Annotated in this window: 22 protein-coding genes; 16 read left to right on the top strand and 6 right to left on the bottom strand. The window is 43.0% G+C overall.

Translation table 11 applies throughout. The features are described from left to right. Nucleotides 1-67 precede the first annotated feature (67 nt). The 12 genes from IEW93_RS17685 to IEW93_RS17630 all read left to right on the top strand — a co-directional run bounded on the left by IEW93_RS17685 (nucleotide 68) and on the right by IEW93_RS17630 (nucleotide 11,299). Nucleotides 68-1,096, top strand: coding sequence for a formimidoylglutamase (locus IEW93_RS17685; RefSeq protein ID WP_188740587.1), 1,029 nt, complete (start codon nucleotides 68-70; stop codon nucleotides 1,094-1,096). Between the two features lie 269 nt (nucleotides 1,097-1,365). Then, nucleotides 1,366-2,121, top strand: a complete 756-nt coding sequence (gene ubiE / locus IEW93_RS17680) for a bifunctional demethylmenaquinone methyltransferase/2-methoxy-6-polyprenyl-1,4-benzoquinol methylase UbiE (protein ID WP_188740577.1) — start codon at nucleotides 1,366-1,368, stop codon at nucleotides 2,119-2,121. Further along, entirely contained in the window at nucleotides 2,121-2,741 is a 621-nt protein-coding gene (locus IEW93_RS17675; RefSeq protein ID WP_188740576.1) for a ubiquinone biosynthesis accessory factor UbiJ, read from the top strand. Before ubiE ends, IEW93_RS17675 begins: the two co-directional genes overlap by 1 nt. Next, a complete protein-coding gene (gene ubiB, locus IEW93_RS17670; protein ID WP_188740575.1) occupies nucleotides 2,738-4,387 on the top strand; it encodes a ubiquinone biosynthesis regulatory protein kinase UbiB in 1,650 nt (549 codons plus the stop codon). The genes IEW93_RS17675 and ubiB overlap by 4 nt, the downstream gene beginning before the upstream one ends. A 110-nt stretch (nucleotides 4,388-4,497) precedes the next feature. After that, entirely contained in the window at nucleotides 4,498-4,737 is a 240-nt protein-coding gene (tatA, locus tag IEW93_RS17665) for a Sec-independent protein translocase subunit TatA (RefSeq protein WP_188740574.1), read from the top strand. Nucleotides 4,738-4,743: 6 nt separating this feature from the next. Further along, nucleotides 4,744-5,157, top strand: coding sequence for a Sec-independent protein translocase protein TatB (gene tatB, locus IEW93_RS17660; protein WP_188740573.1), 414 nt, complete (start codon nucleotides 4,744-4,746; stop codon nucleotides 5,155-5,157). A gap of 3 nt (nucleotides 5,158-5,160) precedes the next feature. Continuing rightward, nucleotides 5,161-5,913, top strand: coding sequence for a twin-arginine translocase subunit TatC (gene tatC, locus IEW93_RS17655; protein WP_188740572.1), 753 nt, complete (start codon nucleotides 5,161-5,163; stop codon nucleotides 5,911-5,913). Between the two features lie 315 nt (nucleotides 5,914-6,228). Continuing rightward, entirely contained in the window at nucleotides 6,229-6,795 is a 567-nt protein-coding gene (locus tag IEW93_RS17650; RefSeq protein ID WP_188740571.1) for a hypothetical protein, read from the top strand. A gap of 17 nt (nucleotides 6,796-6,812) precedes the next feature. Then, nucleotides 6,813-7,628: a TatD family hydrolase gene (locus tag IEW93_RS17645; RefSeq protein ID WP_188740570.1), complete on the top strand. Its 816-nt coding sequence runs from the start codon at nucleotides 6,813-6,815 to the stop codon at nucleotides 7,626-7,628. Nucleotides 7,629-7,642: 14 nt separating this feature from the next. After that, a complete protein-coding gene (locus IEW93_RS17640) occupies nucleotides 7,643-9,553 on the top strand; it encodes a sensor domain-containing diguanylate cyclase (protein ID WP_188740586.1) in 1,911 nt (636 codons plus the stop codon). A gap of 14 nt (nucleotides 9,554-9,567) precedes the next feature. Beyond that, nucleotides 9,568-10,578: a porphobilinogen synthase gene (hemB, locus tag IEW93_RS17635; RefSeq protein ID WP_188740569.1), complete on the top strand. Its 1,011-nt coding sequence runs from the start codon at nucleotides 9,568-9,570 to the stop codon at nucleotides 10,576-10,578. 169 nt (nucleotides 10,579-10,747) lie between these two features. Continuing rightward, entirely contained in the window at nucleotides 10,748-11,299 is a 552-nt protein-coding gene (locus IEW93_RS17630; protein WP_188740568.1) for a thioredoxin family protein, read from the top strand. Between the two features lie 93 nt (nucleotides 11,300-11,392). Here IEW93_RS17630 and IEW93_RS17625 read toward each other — a convergent pair whose 3' ends face one another. Both IEW93_RS17625 and rhlB read right to left on the bottom strand, forming a co-directional pair. After that, on the bottom strand, nucleotides 11,393-12,325 hold the full coding sequence (locus IEW93_RS17625) for a Ppx/GppA phosphatase family protein (protein WP_188740567.1): 933 nt from the start codon (nucleotides 12,323-12,325) through the stop codon (nucleotides 11,393-11,395). Beyond that, the gene (gene rhlB / locus IEW93_RS17620; RefSeq protein ID WP_188740566.1) at nucleotides 12,326-13,633 is read right to left on the bottom strand and encodes an ATP-dependent RNA helicase RhlB; all 1,308 of its coding nucleotides are present in this window, start codon (nucleotides 13,631-13,633) and stop codon (nucleotides 12,326-12,328) included. It lies immediately after the preceding gene. Nucleotides 13,634-13,786: 153 nt separating this feature from the next. Between rhlB and trxA the strand changes: the two genes are divergently transcribed. Continuing rightward, on the top strand, nucleotides 13,787-14,113 hold the full coding sequence (gene trxA / locus IEW93_RS17615; RefSeq protein ID WP_188740565.1) for a thioredoxin TrxA: 327 nt from the start codon (nucleotides 13,787-13,789) through the stop codon (nucleotides 14,111-14,113). 224 nt (nucleotides 14,114-14,337) lie between these two features. Further along, nucleotides 14,338-15,603, top strand: coding sequence for a transcription termination factor Rho (gene rho, locus IEW93_RS17610; protein WP_188740564.1), 1,266 nt, complete (start codon nucleotides 14,338-14,340; stop codon nucleotides 15,601-15,603). A 98-nt stretch (nucleotides 15,604-15,701) separates the two neighbouring features. Here rho and IEW93_RS17605 read toward each other — a convergent pair whose 3' ends face one another. The 4 genes from IEW93_RS17605 to IEW93_RS17590 all read right to left on the bottom strand — a co-directional run bounded on the left by IEW93_RS17605 (nucleotide 15,702) and on the right by IEW93_RS17590 (nucleotide 20,076). Continuing rightward, nucleotides 15,702-16,403, bottom strand: coding sequence for a hypothetical protein (locus IEW93_RS17605; protein WP_188740563.1), 702 nt, complete (start codon nucleotides 16,401-16,403; stop codon nucleotides 15,702-15,704). Nucleotides 16,404-16,591: 188 nt separating this feature from the next. Continuing rightward, nucleotides 16,592-17,329, bottom strand: coding sequence for a fumarate reductase iron-sulfur subunit (locus tag IEW93_RS17600; RefSeq protein ID WP_188740562.1), 738 nt, complete (start codon nucleotides 17,327-17,329; stop codon nucleotides 16,592-16,594). After that, nucleotides 17,326-19,320, bottom strand: coding sequence for a fumarate reductase flavoprotein subunit (locus IEW93_RS17595; protein WP_188740561.1), 1,995 nt, complete (start codon nucleotides 19,318-19,320; stop codon nucleotides 17,326-17,328). Before IEW93_RS17595 ends, IEW93_RS17600 begins: the two co-directional genes overlap by 4 nt. A gap of 12 nt (nucleotides 19,321-19,332) precedes the next feature. Next, nucleotides 19,333-20,076 (bottom strand): fumarate reductase cytochrome b subunit, encoded by a 744-nt coding sequence (locus IEW93_RS17590; RefSeq protein ID WP_188740560.1) that lies wholly within the window; start codon nucleotides 20,074-20,076, stop codon nucleotides 19,333-19,335. A 275-nt stretch (nucleotides 20,077-20,351) separates the two neighbouring features. Here IEW93_RS17590 and prmA point away from each other — a divergent pair, with 275 nt between their 5' ends. Both prmA and dusB read left to right on the top strand, forming a co-directional pair. After that, nucleotides 20,352-21,233 (top strand): 50S ribosomal protein L11 methyltransferase, encoded by an 882-nt coding sequence (gene prmA / locus IEW93_RS17585; protein ID WP_188740559.1) that lies wholly within the window; start codon nucleotides 20,352-20,354, stop codon nucleotides 21,231-21,233. A gap of 287 nt (nucleotides 21,234-21,520) precedes the next feature. Then, nucleotides 21,521-22,483: a tRNA dihydrouridine synthase DusB gene (gene dusB / locus IEW93_RS17580; RefSeq protein ID WP_188740558.1), complete on the top strand. Its 963-nt coding sequence runs from the start codon at nucleotides 21,521-21,523 to the stop codon at nucleotides 22,481-22,483. Nucleotides 22,484-22,489 lie beyond the last annotated feature (6 nt).

The raw sequence follows: 22,489 nt of genomic DNA, 5'->3' as shown, positions 1-22,489 counted from the left end.
CATAAAAACCAGCTATGCTGGTTTTTTTATGTCGATTTTAGGACTATTTTACAGTGAGGCACACATCATGTTTATCGCATTTACTGAGCAGCATTGTCACGAACTACTGACCATTAGAGCCAATGAAACCAAGCTAGGCCAACAGGTTTTACTGGCCAATTCACAACTAACGCTTAAGCAAAACGCGCAAGATGCAGCAGCTAAAGGCGCACGTTTTGCCATCATCGCCATCGCTGAAGACACAGGCCCCCGTGCTAACTTAGGCCGAGGCGGTGCTGACGATGTGTTCAATGCATGCATAAAGCAATTGCTAAACCTGCAATCAAATCGTTTTTTACAAGGCAATGAATGCGTCATTCTTGGACAAATTTGCCAGGACTCCACTGCAGAACCAACCGCCAGCATAGACGAACTTCGCCAAGCTACGGCTAAACTCGATGATCTAGTTATCGACGCGACAACCCATATCTTGCAAGCGGGATTAGAGCCCATAGTGATTGGCGGTGGCCACAACAATGCCTATGGCTTATTGATGGCAACAAAAGCTCACAGCGGCCTACCTGTCGCTGCCGTTAATCTCGATCCCCACAGTGACTTTAGGCCACGAGAAGGACGCCACAGTGGTAACGGCTTTAGTTATGCTGCCGCAAGCGGAGCCCTAGACCATTACCATATTTTAGGGTTGCATGAGCTTAAAAACTCCGAGGCAACACTCGAACAATTAAGTCTTTTTGGTGCCACATGGCATAGCTTTCAACAAATTTGGGTGCGCCGAGAACTGCCTCTAGACAATGCTTTAAAGCAAATAGCTAAGGGATTAAATCAAACTCAATTACCCGTTGCATTAGAGCTCGATGTTGATGCCATTGCCAATATGCCAAGCAGTGCCGCTACCTTTGCCGGGATCCCGCTGCTCGATGCGTGCCATTATGTTCACTATATTGCTAAACATTGCCCTTGCAGTTACGTGCATTTTGCCGAAGCCGCCCCAGCATGCCATCACGCAGGCACAACCGCCGGATATCGAGATGTAGGGCAAGGCCTTAGTGAGTTAATTTACGCTTATATTCAAGGACGACTAGCGCGCTTGAATTAGAATCAACTGAAGCTATTCATTAAAAGCTAATTTTATGCTCTAATGCAGAGCAAATTTTTAGCCGTTGATATCAACATTTATCAGGGGCAATCGACGCAAGCACATTACTGCGTTTTAAGATGATGTGAACCATTTAGCATGCAGACAAGGCAACTCATTGATTGTTGTCACACTCTAGCACCACAGTGATTCAGCAATCATTCGCAATGGCTTACACTCGCCATTACATACAATCGCAATGAATAAGCGCACATTATAGGAATATACCGATGTCTGAGGGCGAACCAAAGAACACGCATTTTGGATTTAAAACCGTCGAAGCGGATAAAAAGGCTGACCTCGTCGCCGATGTGTTTCACTCTGTCGCTGCTAAATACGACATTATGAATGACGTGATGTCTTTTGGTATTCACCGTTTTTGGAAGCGTCATACCATTGAAACAGCGGCCGCACGCCCAGGCATGAAAGTGTTAGATTTAGCTGGCGGTACGGGTGATTTAACCGCTAAATTTTCACATCTTGTGGGTGACCGAGGTCAAGTAATTCTTGCTGATATCAATGATTCTATGCTCAAAGTAGGTCGCACTAAACTACGTGATAAAGGCATTGTTAATAACGTCAGTTATGTGCAAGCAAACGCTGAAGCACTACCGTTTCCTGACAACCATTTTGACATTATTACCATTGCTTTTGGCTTACGTAATGTCACCGATAAAGATGCAGCACTACGCTCAATGCTACGGGTATTAAAGCCAGGCGGGAAATTATTAGTACTTGAATTTTCAACACCTAAACATGAACTTATGCGCAAAGTGTACGACATGTATAGCTTTAAAGTATTGCCTAAAATGGGTGAGTTAATCACCAAAGATGCAGACAGCTATGAGTACCTAGCAGAGTCTATTCGCATGCACCCAGATCAAGAGACCTTAAAGCAAATGATGGTTGATGCTGGATTTGAGCAAGTTGACTATACCAACATGACAGATGGCGTAGTCGCATTACACAAAGGCTATAAGTTCTAATGGTACCCAATCATTTTGCCTTGCTGGTTTGCGCGGCTATCGAAACCGGCTTTAACCGATTACCGCCGCAAGCTAAAGACGATTATGCTCGTCAAAAATCATTGCATGGCAAAGTGATATGCATTCAGCTTAGTCAATTAAGTTGGCCTATATATTTACTCTTTTCAAAACAAGTTCAAGTGATGAGCTATTATGAAGGGGACGTTACCGTCACAGTTAATGCCGACGCTTCAACCCTTTACCAGCTAACTGAAGGGGCTAATTTAACCGAGTTAATTAAGCAAGATAAACTCAGTCTCGACGGTGATATCCAGCTGCTGCAAACGTTTAGCCATTACCTACAAAATATTCATTTCGATTTTGCAGAGCCTTTATCACGTTATATTGGCGATGCTCCAACGCACAAGTTAGTCACAGGCATGAAAACCATAGGCCAAGACATTAAGCAAGTCATGTTAAAAACTCGCTCGCATATCAGCCAATTGACTACAGAAGAGTACCGCCTTGCGCCCAATAAAATTGAGGTGCTTCACTTTCGCGATAATCTCGACGATCTTGTTAGCCAAATTGATCGAATCGAAGTCAGAATAGCCAAACTCAGTGAGCAAATAATTCAATGACATTTGCAAGTATCAGGCGTGGTTACCATGTCATTAAAACCATTTTGCATTTTGGCCTAGATGACCTTATTCCTGGGCACAAAAAGCCTTGGTATTTTATTATTTTACGTAACTGCCTATTTTGGATCCGCAACAAACATAAAGCTAAGTCCCCGGCCGAACGTTTAAAATTAGCCATGCAAGAGCTAGGGCCGGTTTACATTAAACTCGGTCAAATGTTGTCAACCCGCCGAGACTTACTTGACGATGAATGGGCCTATCAGCTAGCCATGCTGCAAGACAGAGTACCGCCTTTTGATTCAGCCCTTGCTCGAGAGGCTATTGAGGCCGAGCTTGGCACAACCATCGACACTTATTTTGATAACTTTGACGACACACCACTGGCATCTGCATCCATTTCTCAAGTTCATACCGCTACGTTAAAATCTAACGGTAAAGACGTCGTTCTTAAAGTGCTTAGACCAAATGTTGAACAACAAATACTGGCCGACCTGCAATTAATGACACAAACGGCCAATTTGCTGGAATCCATTCTCGGTGAAGGTAATCGCCTTCGCCCAGCAGAAGTGATTGAAGATTACCAAACCACCATTTTAGGTGAGCTAAACCTTAAGCTTGAAGCACTAAACGCCATAAAATTACGCAATAATTTTATTGACTCCAATGCGCTTTATATCCCTTTTGTTTATGAAGAGCACAGCTATAAGCGTTTAATGGTGATGGAACGCATTTATGGTATTCCGGTATCCGACACTGAAGCCCTACGTGCCCAAGGCACCAATTTTAAATTGCTTGCAGAGCGTGGTGTAGAGCTGTTTTTCACCCAGGTTTTCCGCGATAACTTTTTCCATGCAGACATGCACCCAGGCAATATTTTTATTAGCCGAGAACATCCAGACGACCCATTTTATATCGGCCTAGACTGCGGCATTATGGGCACATTAACCGAGGTCGATAAACGCTACCTTGCCGAAAATTTTCTCGCCTTTTTTAATCGCGACTATCACCGCATAGCACAACTTTACATTGAGTCAGGCTGGGTGTCAGAGCACACAGACATCATTGCCTTTGAACAGGCGGTAAAAGTAGTGTGTGAGCCCATGTTTAATAAGCCATTAGACGAGATTTCATTTGGTCATGTCTTGTTAGAGCTCTTTCGCACAGCACGCCATTTTGACATTGTGGTTCAACCGCAACTGGTATTGCTTGAAAAAACCCTGCTCTACATTGAAGGGCTAGGCAGACAGCTATACCCACAACTCGACTTATGGCAAACAGCTAAACCTTTTTTGGAAAACTGGATGTCTGAACAAGTTGGCCCTAAAGCCATGTTCCAAAAAGTAAAATCTAATGCGCCATTTTGGGCAGACAAATTACCTGAGTTTCCAGAACTGATATACGACAATCTAAAACTCGGTCGCAAGATGCTCGGTACGCAACAACAGATGTTAGATAAGTATTTGCGTTATCAACAAAAATCACACAAAAGTAATTATCTACTGATTACCTCTGCGGTATTATTGATCTGCGGCACAATTTTAATTTCTCAAACCGCTACACTATGGCCAGCATATACCTGCATTGGCGCTGGTGTAGTCATTTGGGTAATTGGATGGCGATCTAGGCCAAAGAATCGTAAATTTTAGCTAGCACTAATTTATGAGAGGTTCATAATACTTAAAGAATTGGATTGTATTGTGGCTTGTTACTATAACGTTTTACAAAAACCATTTTTTATTTAAAGAGGATAATCTTCATGGGCGGCATCAGTATTTGGCAGCTTCTTATCATTGCACTAATTGTCATTTTATTATTTGGTACTAAAAAATTACGCTCTTTAGGCGGTGATTTAGGTGGGGCAGTAAAAGGCTTTAAAAACGCCATGTCTCCCGAAGAAGAAAACAAATCAATAGAAGACAAAGATAAAGACCAGACAGCTGCGACTTCGCAACAGGCAGCTGAAAAGCAACCTGAATCTAAAGATAAACAGGCGTAATTTATTATGTTTGACGGTATCGGCTTTATGGAGCTGCTGCTGATCGGTATTTTGGGGCTTGTGGTTCTCGGCCCCGAAAGATTACCGGTTGCGGTGCGTTCGGTAACAGGTTGGATCCGTGCCATAAAACGCATGGCTAATTCTGTTAAAGATGAACTTGAACAAGAACTGAAAATTGAACAATTACACTCTGATTTAAAAAAAGCAGAGAGCAAAGGCTTAGCCAATTTATCGCCAGAACTGAAAGAATCGATTGAACAGCTAAAACAGGCTGCTGAGTCAGTTAATAGGCCTTATAAAGTGGAAGATGTTTCTCCTGTTGCGTCAACATCTGAGACACCATCGACGTCGAGCAATAAAGAAGCTCAACCCGTCGACACTACATCAGAAAACAGTTCACCTCCTAAATCTAACGGATAATTCATGTCACAACAGCAACCGCTAATCAGCCATTTGCTTGAATTACGTACCAAACTGCTAAAAGCCATTGGCAGTGTGTTATTTGTATTCATTGCTATTGTGTATTGGGCAAATGATATCTACCACTATATTGCACTACCGTTAATGCGCTCACTGCCTGAAAGCGGCAGCATGATTGCAACCGACGTAGCTGCGCCGTTTTTTGCCCCTTTTAAACTGACATTAGTATTAGCCTTTTTTATTGCTATTCCTTATGTACTCTATCAAATATGGTCATTTGTAGCCCCTGGGTTATATAAGCATGAAAAACGCTTAGTGGTACCATTACTCACCAGCAGCACCTTGTTATTTTATTTAGGTATCGCGTTTGCTTATTATATTGTGTTTCCGGTAGTGTTCGGTTTTTTCACAAGTGTCGCACCAGAAGGCGTGCAAGTTGCAACCGATATCAGTAGCTATTTAAGCTTTATTTTGAAGCTATTTTTTGCTTTTGGTTTAGCGTTCGAAATCCCGGTAGCGGTGGTTTTATTATGCTGGGCTGGTGTGACTACACCTGACGAGCTTCGCCAAAAACGCCCCTATATTGTGGTCGGTGCTTTTGTTATCGGGATGCTATTAACTCCACCCGATATTATTTCTCAGACTATGCTAGCAGTACCAATGCTGTTATTGTTTGAGGGTGGCTTGATAGCAGCACGCTTTTACAGTAAAAAAGAACAGGATGACGTGCCAGAGAACGAGCACGCTGATAGCTAACTAAAAATGGCATTAGTTGGTCATTTTTAGTTAGGGCGTGTTGATCATTTAAGGTTTTTTGCAGCAAATTGTGGTTCATTTAGACAAAACAGAAGCTTTGGAGTGTAGTTATTCTACATAAAAGCCGATAACCTAGTAAAAATGAACAACAAACGCTGCCGAAGCGTTCAGCTAAAAACGGATTCTGCTTTATTGAGCGAGTTTTACTTAGATTGCTTTACGACAATTCACTCGCCGCGCTTAATCTGTTTCTATCTCGGACAAAATTCAACCAGCAAAGATCAACACGCCCAAGACAAATAATAAGGAAGAAAAATGCGTTTATGTTTAATTGCCGCTGGTGTTTTATTGATGTCAGTCAATGCACAAGCCAATAATCAACTCATCGATCAATTGTCAATTTGTGCATCTCAATCCAATGATACTGAACGCTTAAATTGTTATGACCAACTAGCCGCCAATACAAAACCAAGTAGCCAAACGCCTATCGAAGAGGTAGCCAAAGCCCCTGCAGCGGTTACATTGGCCACCCCACCAGTCGCAACTGTGGTAACTAGAACACCGTCTCAATCAGTAGCACCTGAAATAGCGACTCCCACAACCGTTTCACCAGAACTAAGCATCGACGATTTTGGGTTACAAAAAAAAGTTATCGAGGATGAGGTGGATCGTCTTTATTTCACGGTAGCAAAAGTAACAAAATCAGCCAGTGGAGCTATTGTGGTGACTCTTGAAAATGGTCAAGTGTGGACACAAACAAACGCTGAACGCTACAAAGTGAAAAAGGGTCAAAAAATCTACATTGAAACTGGCGCACTTAACTCCTTTTTAATGGGCAGTGATGAGCGTAATGCCACCACCAGAGTTAAACGACTAAAGTAGTCACCACACAAACCCTTATGACTCAATATATCGACATCGCGGTTAACCTGCTCAGTGAGCGGTTAAAACACGACATTGACGCTATTATCAATGATGCGGCGAAACACCATGTTTCGCCGTTAATTGTTATCGGTAGCGATATTGATGAAAGTAAACAAGCAAGCCTTCTCTGTGAGCAATTTCCACAGCAACTTTATTGTACTGCTGGAGTGCATCCTCATCAGGCCTCTAGTTGGAATGAACAAAGCAGCAATACGGTAAAACAACTCGCATCGCAACACAATGTCGTCGCTATTGGTGAGTGTGGTCTAGACTACAACCGCGATTTCTCACCACGCCCCGCGCAACGCCAAGCTTTTGCAGCACAACTAGAGCTTGCCTGCGAGCTAAATATGCCGGTGTTAATGCATTGTCGCGATGCCCATCAAGACTTTATCGCCATAGTTAATGAATACCGAAGTGAATTACCTAAAGCATTATTGCATTGCTTTACTGGCACTAAAAATGAACTTGAATCCTGCCTAGCGGCCGATTTATATATTGGAATTACCGGCTGGATTTGCGATGAACGTAGGGGGCAAGAGCTCGCACAACTCGTACCATTAATCCCTAACAACCGTATCATGGCAGAAACCGACAGCCCTTACTTGTTGCCACGCAGCATGCGGCCTAAACCTAAATCGAGTAAGAATTTACCTCAGTATTTACCCTACATAGTGAACACAATGGCACAACTTCGTCAGCAATCTGAAACTGAACTGGCTCAGTATTGCTTTCAAAATAGTTGTGATTTTTTTGGGTTAACGATTAATCAAGTAATGGTCGATAAGTGATGCAAATGGCTAACATGGCACAGTTATCATCAACATTAAGAGTCAGCGCACCGCTGTTGTTAGGATTTATATTACTGATTATCTGTCAATTTGGCTGGGCAAATACCACACAAAATGTTCCACTGAGGTTAACCTCCAGCTCCATTACTAAAATTGATTTACAAGATTGGATTTATATCAATCACAGTCCAAATATCAGCCAATTAACTAAAGTATTAGAGCAAGCCCCCAGCGCCTGGAAAAAGTTCGATACTGCACAACCGCAACATATCGGTGTAAAAAACTATTGGGTAACATTTAGCATTTACAATCCAGAGGATTACTTATCTCGTATTATTGCTATCGATAATCCATTACTAGACAGCATAGTGATTTATCATTTTATTAATGGGGAGCTCGTCAGCGCACAACAAATGGGCGACTCATTACCCTTTAAACAGCGGCCACTTTTGAGTAATATTTTTTTATATCCTGTTGAATTTCAGCCAGGAGATACGCATAAGTTTTACATCAAAATAGACAGCCTCGGCAGTATCAACTTACCTTTAGTGTTATGGTCATCGAATGACTTAACGCAGGTTATAGAAACTAAAAACTTGTATATAGGACTTCAAATCGGCTTATTAACAGCGATTAGTCTTTTTAGCTTTTTCATTGCATTAGCTTCGCGCTCATTTAGCTATAGCTATTACAGTGCTTATGTACTTGGGCTCACCATACTGACAGCCAGTATTCATGGCGTGTCATTTCGGTATTTATGGCCTCAATGGCCCATTATGCAGCAATACATATTCTCTATTATTATCCCGCTTACCTTGGGCTTCTCATTAATGTTTACCGAGAAGGCGCTGCAACTCAAATACCATAACCTAAAAATGTTACGTATCTGCAGAGTCATGGCGGTTATCGCATTTTTATTGGCCATAATAATGCCATTTCTACATTACAGCTCCGCACTTTATATCCTGGTTTTTGTTGTTCTTACCATGAGTACAATTTTAGTGGCCTTCTCGCTCATCCAAGCATTTATAGGCCAACGTAATGCCACTTTATATGCTGTTGGTCGAATCGCATTATTATTGGGATGTATCATCACAGGGCTATTGTATGTTGGCATCATCAACCTAGATGTCGCCCCTCAAATACCAACCATGATAGGCCTGACTTTTGAAGTAGTGACAATGGCTGCAGTACTCGCTTTGCGTTATAACGATGAACGAAAAGCTAAGTTTAAAATTCAACAGCAGGCATTAGAGCAAGCACAACGGATCCGCGAAGTGCGTGAAGAAGCCCTGCATGCTGAAGCCGAAAACAGCGAAAAACTTGAGCAAATGGTGCAAGAACGCACCCTAGAACTCGAGATAACATTACGTGAACTGAACGAAGTAAATCAAAAACTCACTGAACAAAATACCATTGACAGCCTCACCGGAGTAAAAAATCGAAGCGCCTTTGATCGTCGTCTCATTGCAGAGGGCCGTATCAGCCGTCGTCAACAGACACCTATGGCATTATTGATGGTAGATATTGATAAATTTAAAAGTATAAACGATCAATATGGCCACCTTGCGGGCGATCACTCAATCCAAACCATTGCCCAAGTATTATCAGACATTTTAAAGCGCCCAACCGATCTCGTATCACGTTTTGGTGGTGAAGAATTTGCTATTATTTTACCTAGCACCGATGCCGAAGGCGCTCAACAGGTTGCAGAGCAAATTCGCCAAACAATCAGTGAGCAAGAGATTACTCATAATGGTCAACACATTCCATTAACGGTAAGCATTGGCGTAAGTGCAGATATTATCGACAGCGATGAGCATCCAATGTTGTTACTCGAACAAGCAGATAAAGCACTGTATCAAGCAAAACGCAGTGGCAGAAATAAAGTGTGCTATTACGCACTCAAAGCAGACCAGATTTAATCCAGGAGTCGAAATTGAATATTATTACTAGTGCCTTCCCTCAGCGCAGAATGCGCCGCATGCGTAAACATGACTTTAGTCGTCGTTTAATGTCAGAAAACACCCTAACGGTGAATGATTTAATTTATCCAATGTTTGTATTAGAAGGCTTTCAACGCTCTGAAAAAGTCGCATCGATGCCGGGTATTGAGCGTTACTCTATTGATTTACTGTTAAAAGAAGCCGCAGAGTTGGTTGAACTAGGGATCCCACTAATAGCATTATTCCCTGTAACGCCAATTGATAAAAAAAGCCTACTAGCAGAAGAGTCATACAACCCTGATGGCCTAGTGCAACGTGCTGTACGTGAGTTAAAGCAAGCCTTTCCTCAGTTAGGTGTAATGACAGATGTTGCACTAGACCCGTTTACCACCCATGGTCAGGACGGCATTATTGACGACACAGGCTACATACTCAATGACGTCACCACCGAGATATTAGTCAAACAAGCTCTGTCTCATGCTGAGGCAGGTGCCGATATCGTTGCCCCATCAGACATGATGGACGGCCGCATAGGCGCTATACGCCAAGCATTAGAAGAAAATGGATTTGTGAATACCCAAATAATGGCGTACTCAGCCAAATACTCATCAAGCTACTATGGCCCTTTCCGTGATGCTGTCGGCTCTGCTGGCAATTTAAAAGGGGGCAATAAGCATAGTTACCAAATGGACCCAGCCAACAGCGACGAAGCTTTGCACGAAGTTGCACTCGATATTCAAGAAGGTGCAGACATGGTGATGGTAAAACCCGGTATGCCTTATTTAGACATAGTACACCGCGTAAAAACAGAGCTGGCTGTGCCAACGTTTGCTTACCAAGTCAGTGGCGAATACGCCATGCACATGGCTGCCATTCAAAACGGCTGGCTAGCTGAAAAAGCCATTGTGATGGAATCACTACTTTGCTTTAAACGCGCTGGAGCAGACGGTATTTTAACCTACTTTGCCAAACGCGCAGCGCAGTGGCTTAAAGAGCAAAACTAAATAAAGCACTAAACCGCTCACAATCAAAAGCCAATCATCAAAGATTGGCTTTCTATTTTAGTGATCTTGCTTGCATCAATAACACCCTAGCCTTAACACATTATCATTAGCATGATTGAATACACTCAATCGATCCCCAAAGGATTTTCTTCTTAAGCGAGACATTATCATGCACAATAACATCAAAACATTATTGGCCACTACCGCACTCTTTTTCGGTACTCAGATATTATCTATGCCAGCGTCAGCTAATTCTGGTTGTGCGTTTGAAAAAGAACAACAAGGCTTTATTGCAACATGCAGCGAGGAGAAACAAGAAGTGATTTTAACCGGTGTTATAGAACCACAAACGCTCACGACCACTTTACCAGGTTACGCAGATGGCTTTGCCAGTTACCAGGTCGATGCACAAGCGGTTGACGTACTTAAAGCGATTGATGTACCAACACAAATAGTGGTCATTATTGGTACCTGGTGCCCAGATTGTCACCGTGAAACACCACATTTTATGCGGATCATCGAAGCGGCAGCCAATCCCAATATTCAAGTGGAATACATTGGGGTAGACCGCAGCAAACAAGATCCAGAAGGGCTAGCTGCTAAATATGCATTTAGCCGTATTCCAACTTTTATTGTTAAGCAGCAAGGCAATGAATTAGGCCGTATTGTGGAGCGCCCAAAGGTCAACTTAGAAGCAGACTTAGTTGAAATATTAAAATAACGTTTCCGCTTAATGCACTAAAAAAATAGGTCGCCATGGCGACCTATTTTTATCAACACCAAGATTATCAAAACTACACGATACTAAAAATCGCTAATAACCGGCTATTCTATCTGCCAATAATTGCAACACGCCTTCGCGCAGCGCACCACCAGCCAGATGTAAACTTTGAATATTCAAGCATTTAAACAAAGCTATAAGTATCGCTACGCCTGACGCAAATGTAGGAGCTTGCTCTGCATCTAAACCATTTATGCCGCTTAACCCCATGTCACTTTGAGCCAATATTTCAGCTTGAAAAGCCAATAATATGTCTAAGCTAATGATTGCAGGTCTGTCTCGATGCTGTAACACAGACACAACCGACTGCACCGCACCAGACGCGCCAAGCACAGATTGCCAGCCTAGCGACAAAAGTTGATCTCGATGCTCAGCAAGCATCACATAGACATAATCTATAGCCTGCTCAAAATCGATACTTTGCAATGGATATTGGTTAAAAAACCGTTGATTAAACAACACGCATCCCATAGGCACGCTGGTTTTAAATAGCACCTTACTGCCATCACCAATAATAAACTCAGTACTTGCACCACCAATATCAATCACCAAACGACGACCATCACCTTGCGTTGTCGCCACCATACCTTGATAAATCAGTTCGGCTTCACGCAGGCCTGAAATCACTTCAATTTCATGATGTAAAATAGGCAAAGCACGACGATGAAATTCGTCCGCATTGGTAATCACACGTAGTGTGGCAGTAGCAAACACAGCGACATTTTCAGCCGCTATATGATGTTGCTTAAGCATTGACGCAAACATGGCTAAACAGTCTAAACCACGCAGAATAACGTCCTCAGACAACATACCATCATCGCCAATGCCTTCAGCAAGTCGGACTTTACGCTTGTATTTGGCGATAACCGCAGGCTTGCCACCTACGGTTTGGGCAACCAACATATTAAAACTATTAGACCCTAACGTAATCGCCGCATACGGTTTAGATACATTCGACTCTGGCATTTACTGTGGTCTACGAGTCCTGTGGCGCGGTGGACGGCTATTGCCACCACTACGATGCGCGCCTTTATTTGCCCCGCCATCACGGGTACGCGAGGTTGGGTGCTTACGATGTATGCGCACTGGAGGCGGAATATCATCTAATAACGCATCTCGGTCATAATTGGAAACCGGGATAGAATGGGTAATATAGGTTTCTATTGCGGGCAAATTAAGTGCATATTCTTCACACGCAAAACTCACTGACACCCCTGTTTTACCCGCACGACCAGTACGGCCAATACGATGCACATAGTCTTCACAATCATCGGGTAAATCGTAGTTATATACGTGCGACACATCAGAGATATGCAACCCACGCGCAGCCACATCAGTTGCAACTAAAATATCTAAATCACCGGTAGTAAATTGCTCAAGAATACGAATACGTTTCTTTTGCGGCACATCGCCAGTTAACAAACCAACTCGATGACCATCACCCTCTAAATAAGACCACAGTTTTTCACAACTGTGTTTTGTGTTCGAAAACACAATGGCTTTATCTGGCCAATCTTCTTCGATTAGCGTGAGCAATAAGCGCATTTTGTCTTCCATCGACGGATAGAATATTTCCTCTTTAATGTTTTTAGAGGTTTTTTCTAGCGGTTCGATTTCAACTTTTTCAGGATCGTTCATGTGATCGTAGGCTAATTCCTGCACTTTCATTGAAAGCGTGGCAGAAAAAAGCATGTTTAATCGTGACTGAGCATCAGGCATTCTGCGAAATAAAAAGCGAATGTCTTTAATAAAACCCAGGTCAAACATACGGTCAGCTTCATCAAGTACTACCGCTTGAATGTGATTTAAACTAATCACGCCCTGACGAACGTAATCAATGATCCGTCCGGTAGTACCAATTAAAATATCAACGCCTTTGTCTAACACCTCACGCTGAGTTTCATAACTTTCGCCACCATAAACAATACCCACTTTTAGGCCAGTATGTTTAGTTAACAAGTTGGCATCTTTGGCAATTTGTATCGCTAACTCGCGAGTGGGAGCCATAATTATAGCGCGTGGTTCAGTTGCTTTGCGGCCCTCTGGCGCTGCAACAGTTAACAAGTGGTTAAACGTGGCCACTAAAAAAGCCATGGTTTTACCAGTACCGGTTTGGGCTTGTCCGGCGATGTCTTTTGCTTTCAATAAAATAGGTAAAGATAACGCCTGAATTGGCGTGCAAAACTCAAACCCGTTTTCATTTAATGCCGCAATTACTTCTGGCTTTAAAGGGAAGTCGGCGAATTTTTGGGTCGATAAATGTGTTTGACTCATAGCACAAGCATACCTGTAGGGGTTGCAAAAAAAGATTCGATCGTTTGAAATAGCTACATTATTAAAACGGTCTCTTGAAAAGCTATTTAACTGACCCAATATACATGGTAAGCCATTAATAAACTAGCAATGGAACCAAATCTGGAGAACAACATGAGCGATAAAATAGTATACCTAAGCGATGACAGCTTTGAAAACGACGTATTAAAGTCTGAATTACCGATTTTAGTAGATTTCTGGGCTGAGTGGTGTGGTCCTTGTAAAATGATCGCCCCAATCTTAAACGACGTTGCTGAAGAGTATGCTGGCAAGTTGGTCGTTGCTAAATTAAACGTTGACCAAAACAACGTGTCTCCTGCTAAATATGGCGTACGCGGTATTCCTACATTGCTTATGTTCAAAGGCGGCGAGTTAGTGGCAACTAAGGTTGGCGCATTGTCTAAAACACAACTAAAAGAGTTTATTGACGCTAAAATTTAAGCATCAAATAGGCTAAAAGTGTTAGGCGGCACAAGTTTTAAACAATTTGTGCCGTTTTTATGTCAATTTGCCCCTAAATTTCTGGACGGCTAACACATAAAGTGCTAATTTATTCATCAGATTTTTTCAAATTAACCTCTTCTCGTTTATCAATCATATAATTTCTTTTCAACCTTACTGATTGATTGCGGTAAGCTTCGTCGCGTAATACAAGACTCCCATACATGAATTTAACAGAATTAAAAGACACGCCCATTTCGGATCTAGTTTCTCTTGCTGAAAGCATGAAATTAGAAAACATGGCTCGTACTCGTAAGCAAGATATCATCTTCTCTATTTTAAAAGCTCACGCAAAAAGCGGAGAAGACATCTTCGGTGGCGGTGTATTAGAAATCCTCCAAGACGGATTCGGGTTTTTAAGAAGTTCAGACGGCTCATACCTTGCGGGTCCTGATGATATCTACGTTTCACCTAGCCAAATTCGTCGCTTTAACATGCGTACCGGTGACACCATTTTTGGTAAAATCCGCCCGCCTAAAGAAGGCGAAAGATATTTTGCACTGTTAAAAGTAAACGAAGTTAACTTTGATAAGCCAGAAAGTTCTCGTAACAAAATTTTGTTTGAAAACTTAACACCATTACATGCCGAAGAACGTCTTCGTATGGAACGTGGTAACGGCTCAACCGAAGACATTACCTCGCGTATTCTTGATTTGTGTTCGCCTATTGGTAAAGGACAACGTGGTTTGATTGTTGCGCCGCCTAAAGCCGGTAAAACGCTATTACTGCAAAATATTGCCCAAAGTATTACCTATAACAACCCAGATGTGGTGTTAATGGTATTGCTTATCGATGAGCGCCCAGAAGAAGTAACCGAAATGCAGCGTATGGTTAAAGGTGAAGTGATTGCATCTACCTTTGATGAACCAGCAAGCCGTCACGTACAGGTAGCCGAAATGGTTATCGAAAAAGCCAAGCGTTTGGTTGAGCATAAAAAAGACGTTGTGATTTTATTAGACTCTATCACCCGTTTAGCTCGTGCTTACAACACCGTTATCCCTTCATCAGGTAAAGTATTAACCGGTGGTGTTGATGCTAACGCACTGCACCGTCCTAAGCGTTTCTTTGGCGCTGCGCGTAACATTGAACACGGTGGCAGTTTAACCATTATCGCAACTGCGTTGGTTGATACCGGCTCTAAAATGGACGAAGTAATTTACGAAGAGTTTAAGGGTACAGGTAACCAAGAGTTACACCTTTCTCGTAAAGCCGCAGAAAAGCGTGTATTCCCAGCAATTGACTTCAACCGTTCTGGCACCCGTCGTGAAGAAAAACTGACCACGCCAGATGAATTGCAAAAGATGTGGATTTTACGCAAAATCTTGCATCCAATGGATGAAGTATCTGCAATGGAATTCTTAATTGATAAATTGGCCATGACCAAAACAAACGAAGAATTCTTTACTGCAATGAAGCGCGCTAAGTCTTAATTGCGCTGCTTTCATTGCTAGAGACTAAAATGCCGCTAACTTAGCGGCATTTTTATTTGTCGGATCCGCATTAATTCACGGTTCATTGATAAAGAGTATTACTCATCTTCATCTGCTACATCAGCATGACTACTTGCTGTAAATTGCTCAATATTGGCAAATGATTCAAACCAAAATGCTGAACTGACCATGTTATATTGGCGCGATAACCCTTCACTTGCAACACGCTCAAGCTTCCATAAAATCCCTTCTGACTCAGGAAAATGCGTGCCTTTAATCTGGTCTTCGTACAAACGGTGCATCAATGCATCTGGACTTAACCCACCAGCCAATAATCGCACCATAGCAGCATGTAACGAATCATCAAAAATGGTTAAATCGTCTTCGTTTTCAGCCGTAATGTTAATGCTAAACTCAACCCCTGTCGGCTGGGCAAACACACCATTAAATGCTTCACGCAGTAAGGCATAAGCGCTGAAAAAACGCTCATGAAACAAGCAGTCAGAATATTCTTCCCACATTCTGTCACCCGCCATGTCATTTGCAAGTTGGTCAATTTTACCTTCGGTAACCTCATCACTAAACAAGTGGCCCAACACAACCTTAGCGGCTTCGACGTCGCCTAGGTCATTAAGCGACATCATACACATTTCACGTAACTCAGCTGAATCCATACCCTCTAGGCCATCATCAAGCCCCATCAATGCCATAAGGTGTAAATAGTCATCATTTGACCAAGCGTTAGGTATTTTGCTGATTTTATGAAATGAACCTATTTGAACGGTAAACTGAGCTTGCATTGTTGAACTCCTTTTTAATCGCTGTAATCGCGGATCATTACCCACGATAATCTGCAATGCACAAGTTTACAATACTGTACAACAAACTAAAGCCAAAACAGCTGCCTACCCAGCTCTAACACTTGGTAAACGGCTGTTTTATAATGCATAAATGAATATTAGCCTAAATTAATATTCATTAACCCTATTTATATATTGGAGACACTAATACTCATTTTTCGACGAAGATAAGCAATTTGTTGCATATGCGGTAAATCTTTAGGGCATGCGTCCTGGCAACCGAGTAACGTCATACAACCAAATACCCCATCTTGATTACCGATAACATGATAAAAATCATCACTGGTGCGACTATCACGACTGTCGAGTTCAAAGCGGGCAATTTTCATTAACCCAACCGCACCAACAAAGGTGTCACGCATTTGCTTAGTAGCACAAGCTGAAACACACACGCCGCACTCAACACAACGTTCAAGCTCATAAAGTTTGGCGGCTTCTTCTGGCGCCATCGGCGCTTCTATTCGATGAATGTCCATGTCGGTGTCGTTGGGCTTTAACCACAACTGCAAACGCTCAGCGAGCTCGCGCATGAATTTACCAGTATTGACTGATAAATCACCAATCAACTCAAACCCTGGTAAAGGCATTAAACTTATTTCAGCGCTTGGAAAATTAGCTGTTAAGGTACGGCAAGCGAGTGTCGGCTTACCATTAATCACCATGGCGCAACTACCACAAATACCCGCACGACAAACAAAATCAAACTGCAACGATGGGTCTTGCGTCTCACGTAATTTGTTTAATGCAATAAACACCGTCATACCCGGCGTTTCAGTAATAAGGTAACGCATCATTTTAGGCTTATCGTTAGGATCTTGAGGATCGTAACGAAATATTGAAAACGTCAATTGACGGGCTTGGCTCATTTGGCAGGAACTCCTTTAACATCGACGTTATCAAACAATCTTTGGTTGGCTGGCATAAATTCATCGGGTAACTCGTAGGGCATAATGGCCGCTTGTCTTGCCACGCGATCGCTTGGATTATCTAAGTCTGCCAATATTTGCTCAATTTGCTGCTGGCGTATCACGGTATCTGGATGAGCAACGGCATTGTTAGTACCATAACCTCTATACCCTGGTGGTAACTCCATAGACAGCACATCGATGGGTTCATAGCTTAACGTTGGCACTAATGCGTTTTCGTCTGGCCATGAGCTGAGCGTACGATTAAGCCAATCACGGTCATTTCGCTCAGGGTAATCTTCACGCGAATGCGCACCACGACTTTCTGTACGAGCATGAGCACCACTAGCCACAGTTAACGCAACCTTTAACATACGTTTCACTCTTAACGCATCAACTAACTCAGGGTTAGCGTGACGTTTTTTACACGTTAAGCCAATATTACGTGAGCGCTTAAGTAGTTCACTTAACTCATTAACTGCTTGCTCGAGTTGAGTGCCATTACGAAAAATCCCAACATAATCCATCATAACTTTTTGCATTGCTTGCTTAATAACAATCGCTTTTTCAGTTCCATTACCTTCAATAAGCTCTGTAATCTCACAGTCTATTTGTCGGCCAAACTCCTCAATTAATTTGGTATCAATGGTTAAGGTTGCTTGTTGGCAAAAATCTGCCACATATTGGCCAATGATCATTCCGCCCACTACGGCTTCAGCTAACGAGTTACCGCCTAAACGATTAAAACCATGCATATCCCAACACGCGGCCTCGCCTACACTAAAGAGTCCTGATAACTGTGGGCTTTCTCCATTGGGTTTAGTGCGAATACCGCCCATTGAATAATGCTGTGTTGGCCTCACGGGGATCCATTCAGTCACGGGATCAATGCCTAAAAAATGCTGACAAATCTCTTTAACTTCACGCAAATTGGTATCGATGTGCTTCTTGCCCAGCAAAGTGATGTCTAACCATAAATGTGGTCCATATGGACTATTTGCGCCCTTGCCTTTGCGCATATGTTCGGTCATTCGTCGCGATACAACATCACGCGAGGCAAGCTCTTTTTTATCGGGCTCGTAATCAGGCATAAAGCGGTGACCATCTTTGTCACGTAATACACCGCCATCACCCCGGCAACCTTCTGTGGTTAAAATCCCCACCGGCACAATGGCGGTTGGGTGAAACTGTACCGCCTCCATATTACCTAAGGTTGCGACACCGGTTTCTAGCGCCAAAGCCTGGCCAATGCCTTCGCAAATAATCGCATTGGTCGACACTTCATAAATGCGGCCATAACCGCCAGTGGCAATAGTGGTCGACTTAGCAACATATGCCCGGATCTCGCCAGTGATTAAACAGCGAGCAATCACGCCATGGCAGCGTTTGCCATCATGGATGATTTTTAGTGCCTCCATACGCTCATGGACAGGAATGCCCATTGAAATGGCTCGGTTATCGACAGCATATAATAATGAATGCCCAGTACCATCGGCGGTGTAACAAGTGCGCCACTTTTGAGTACCACCAAAGTCACGCGCATTAATTAAACCATGCGCCTCTTTCGTCTCGGTTAGAGTGACTTTTTGTGCATTAACAATGACTTCGCGATCACCTTGGCTCACTCTGCTCCACGGCACGCCCCAATGGGCGAGTTCGCGGACGGCTTTAGGCGCACAATGGGTAAACATTCGAGCAACTTGCTGATCGCAACCCCAGTCAGACCCTTTTACTGTATCTTGAAAATGCACATCTTCATTGTCGCCCATGCCTTTTACAGTATTAGCTAAACTGGCCTGCATACCGCCTTGCGCGGCAACAGAATGAGAGCGTTTAGCCGGAATAAGTGACAGTACTATGGTATCAAGCCCGCGTTCTTTAGAGGCAATAGCCACTCTAAGACCCGCTAAACCAGCGCCAACAACTAAGGAATCGGTATAAATAATTTTCACAACATATCCTTATTACAAGCCAGGAACAAAAGGCACAACAGGCAAGCTAAGTGCACGACCAATAATGATGTAGGCCACAAGACTGGCTACCCCTAACACCATTAAATACGCCAAAATCACTTTTGCTAACTTCAGCATGGCAAAACGTTGTGTTGTCAGCCCCCATTTCACCGACACACGATACAAACCAAAAATGGCATGCACAGTCACAGCGGGTAGTAACAGTACATATAACATCCACGCATTTTGATGTACGACTCGCTCTGCCGATAAATGAGGGCCAATTTCGGGGTTGGTCATCATGGCAAAAAGATGCACAGGCACTAAGAAAAACAACAAGAAACCGCTTATCATTTGCCAAAACCAAATCTTGGTATCTTCATGGGGTAAAAATTGCATTTGTTGACGAAGCGCTCGCCACTGACCAATTTGAGTGGGAAAACGCCTTAATGCAAACACTGCATGAACAAGCACAACGATCAACATAAATGCAGAGAATATTTGGGTAAGAATAGGAAATCCATGGCCAGTTTCGCTAAAAATACCGCCCTCTAGAAACTGAGCAACCTGATAAAACGCATCTTTACCCAGTAAAATACTCGACTCAAAATGCAAGTGCACAATGAGAAACAGCCCTAATATAACGCCAGTAACACTTTGTAACCTGTCAGCTCTCGCCGCCCATACAGGGTGTGAAAACCCTCTGGGTTTATCGGTTAACAAAACGGCTTTTGCAGGCAAAGGGGTTGCAGCCATAAATCAATACATCCTGTGCAGACACAATAAGATAGAATGACAATAGCAAGAGTTGAGTGACAACAGCACTGGACAAAAAACAATCCGTGACCTTGCTCACCCACATATACTGTATTGTTAGAAGCGGATCACATACATAACGCTTGCAACTAAACGCCTGCATAAATATCGCTTAGACCAAATAAAGTGTCGATGAAAACGCACAAATGTAGGCGGTTTGGGTATAATGGCGGCCAACAATGCTTGTATTAATATTTATTGATTAGGAACATTTCATGGCTTGGATCCAATTGCGCATTCACACCCATCGCGACCATGCAGATATGCTTGGTGACTTATTAATGGATCAAGGTTCAGTTTCCATCACCTATGAAGACGGCCAGGACGAGCCCATTTTCGAGCCTAAACTGGGTGAAACCCCTTTATGGCAAGACACCATCTTAATCGCTTTATTTGATGCCGACACAGACTTAGCCCCAACGATTGAGTTTTTAGAAACCATGCCATTCCTAGGCAAAGGGTTTACTCATAAAATAGAACAGGTTGAAGACAAAGATTGGGTCCGCGAATGGATGGACAGCTTTCATCCAATTCAATTTGGTCAGCGGTTATGGATTTGCCCAAGCTGGCGTGAAATTCCAGACCCAGCAGCTGTCAACGTTATTCTTGATCCAGGCCTAGCATTTGGCACTGGTACTCACCCAACAACGGCTTTATGTTTAGAGTGGTTAGACAGCCTAGATTTAACCGACCAAGAAGTGATCGACTTTGGTTGTGGCTCAGGCATTTTGGCCATTGCAGCCATTAAGCTTGGTGCAAAAAAAGTCACCGGCGTTGATATCGATTACCAGGCTATTGATGCCTCTAAAGCAAACGCAGAGCGCAATAATGTCGTTGAGCAATTATCGCTATACCTACCAGAAAACCAGCCAGCAAACTTACAAGCAGATGTGCTAGTCGCCAATATTTTAGCGGGGCCATTAAAAGAGCTCGCTCCGCTGATTGCAGAAAAAGTCAAAACAGGTGGCAAGCTTGCTTTATCAGGTTTATTACAAGAACAAGCGCAAGACGTGTCAGACTTTTATAGCCAATGGTTCGATATGGAACCTGCATGCCATAAAGAAGATTGGAGTCGCTTAAGCGGCATCCGTAAATAGCACCAACTACCGCTTAATGTGTGGCAAGTATAATGACAAAAACTTGCCACACTTTATTGTTTACAGCCTATTAACAAGCCTAAAAAAACCCCAACGTCAATAAAAAAGCTCAGCTGCAACTCGCACCAGCACTCAAATACCCTCAAAAAACGCCAATTATTAGTCAAAGATGTGACAGCCAATAAAAGTCAAGCAAAAAAGTTGCATTTAGGTCATTTATTGACCTTTTCACGGCCGCCAAAAAGGGCTACTATAGCGCCCCTTTGAAGAGCAAGGTGAAGTCCGCAATGCAAATTGGCCCGTATCAACTGTCTAATCAGCTGATTGTGGCACCAATGGCAGGTGTCACTGATCAGGCTTTCCGAAATCTCTGTTTACGTTATGGCGCAGCCTTAGCGGTATCAGAAATGCTTTCATCGAATCCCGAGGTTTGGGATAGCGACAAAAGCCGCCAGCGCATGACGCATTCTGGTGAGGAAGGTATACGCTCCGTACAAATTGCAGGTGCAGATCCAGAATTAATGGCCAATGCCGCAAAGTTCAATGTTGAACAAGGCGCGCATATCATTGATATCAATATGGGATGCCCCGCAAAAAAAGTGAATAAAAAGTTTGCCGGCTCAGCATTAATGCAAAGCCCCGAGTTAGTAAAAGAGATTTTGCAAGCCGTGGTTGCTGCAGTTGATGTGCCAGTAACACTTAAGATAAGAACAGGTTGGGAACCTGAGCATCGTAATGGTGTTGAAATAGCCCAAATTGCTGAAGATTGTGGCATTGTGTCGCTTGCCGTTCACGGCCGAACGAGACAATGCATGTACAAAGGCTTTGCCGAGTACGACACCATTAAAGCAATTAAACAGAATGTCTCGATTCCTGTTGTCGCCAACGGGGACATCGACACACCAGAGAAAGCCAGGTTTGTGCTTGACTACACTGGTGCAGATGCCCTGATGATAGGAAGAGGTGCACAAGGAAGGCCATGGATTTTTAAAGAAATCCTACATTATCTGGAAACAGGTAAAAAGTTAGCGCCAATTAAGGCGGACGAGCAACGCACAGTGATGCTTGAACACCTTAACAAACTGTATGACTTATATGGCGAATACAAAGGTGTCCGATTTGCTAGAAAGCACGTCGGGTGGTACCTAAACCATGAGGAACAGCGCCAATTTCGTGCTGACTTCAATCGGCTTGAAACCGCTGCCCAGCAACATTCTCTTGTAGAATGTTATTTTGATGAATTAGTTTAGAATTTA

This window comes from Shewanella inventionis (assembly GCF_014641855.1).
Classification (GTDB): Bacteria; Pseudomonadota; Gammaproteobacteria; order Enterobacterales; family Shewanellaceae; genus Shewanella; species Shewanella inventionis.
The sequence above is the reverse complement of the archived record's forward strand: the minus strand, read 5'-3'. Positions and strand labels throughout refer to the sequence as shown.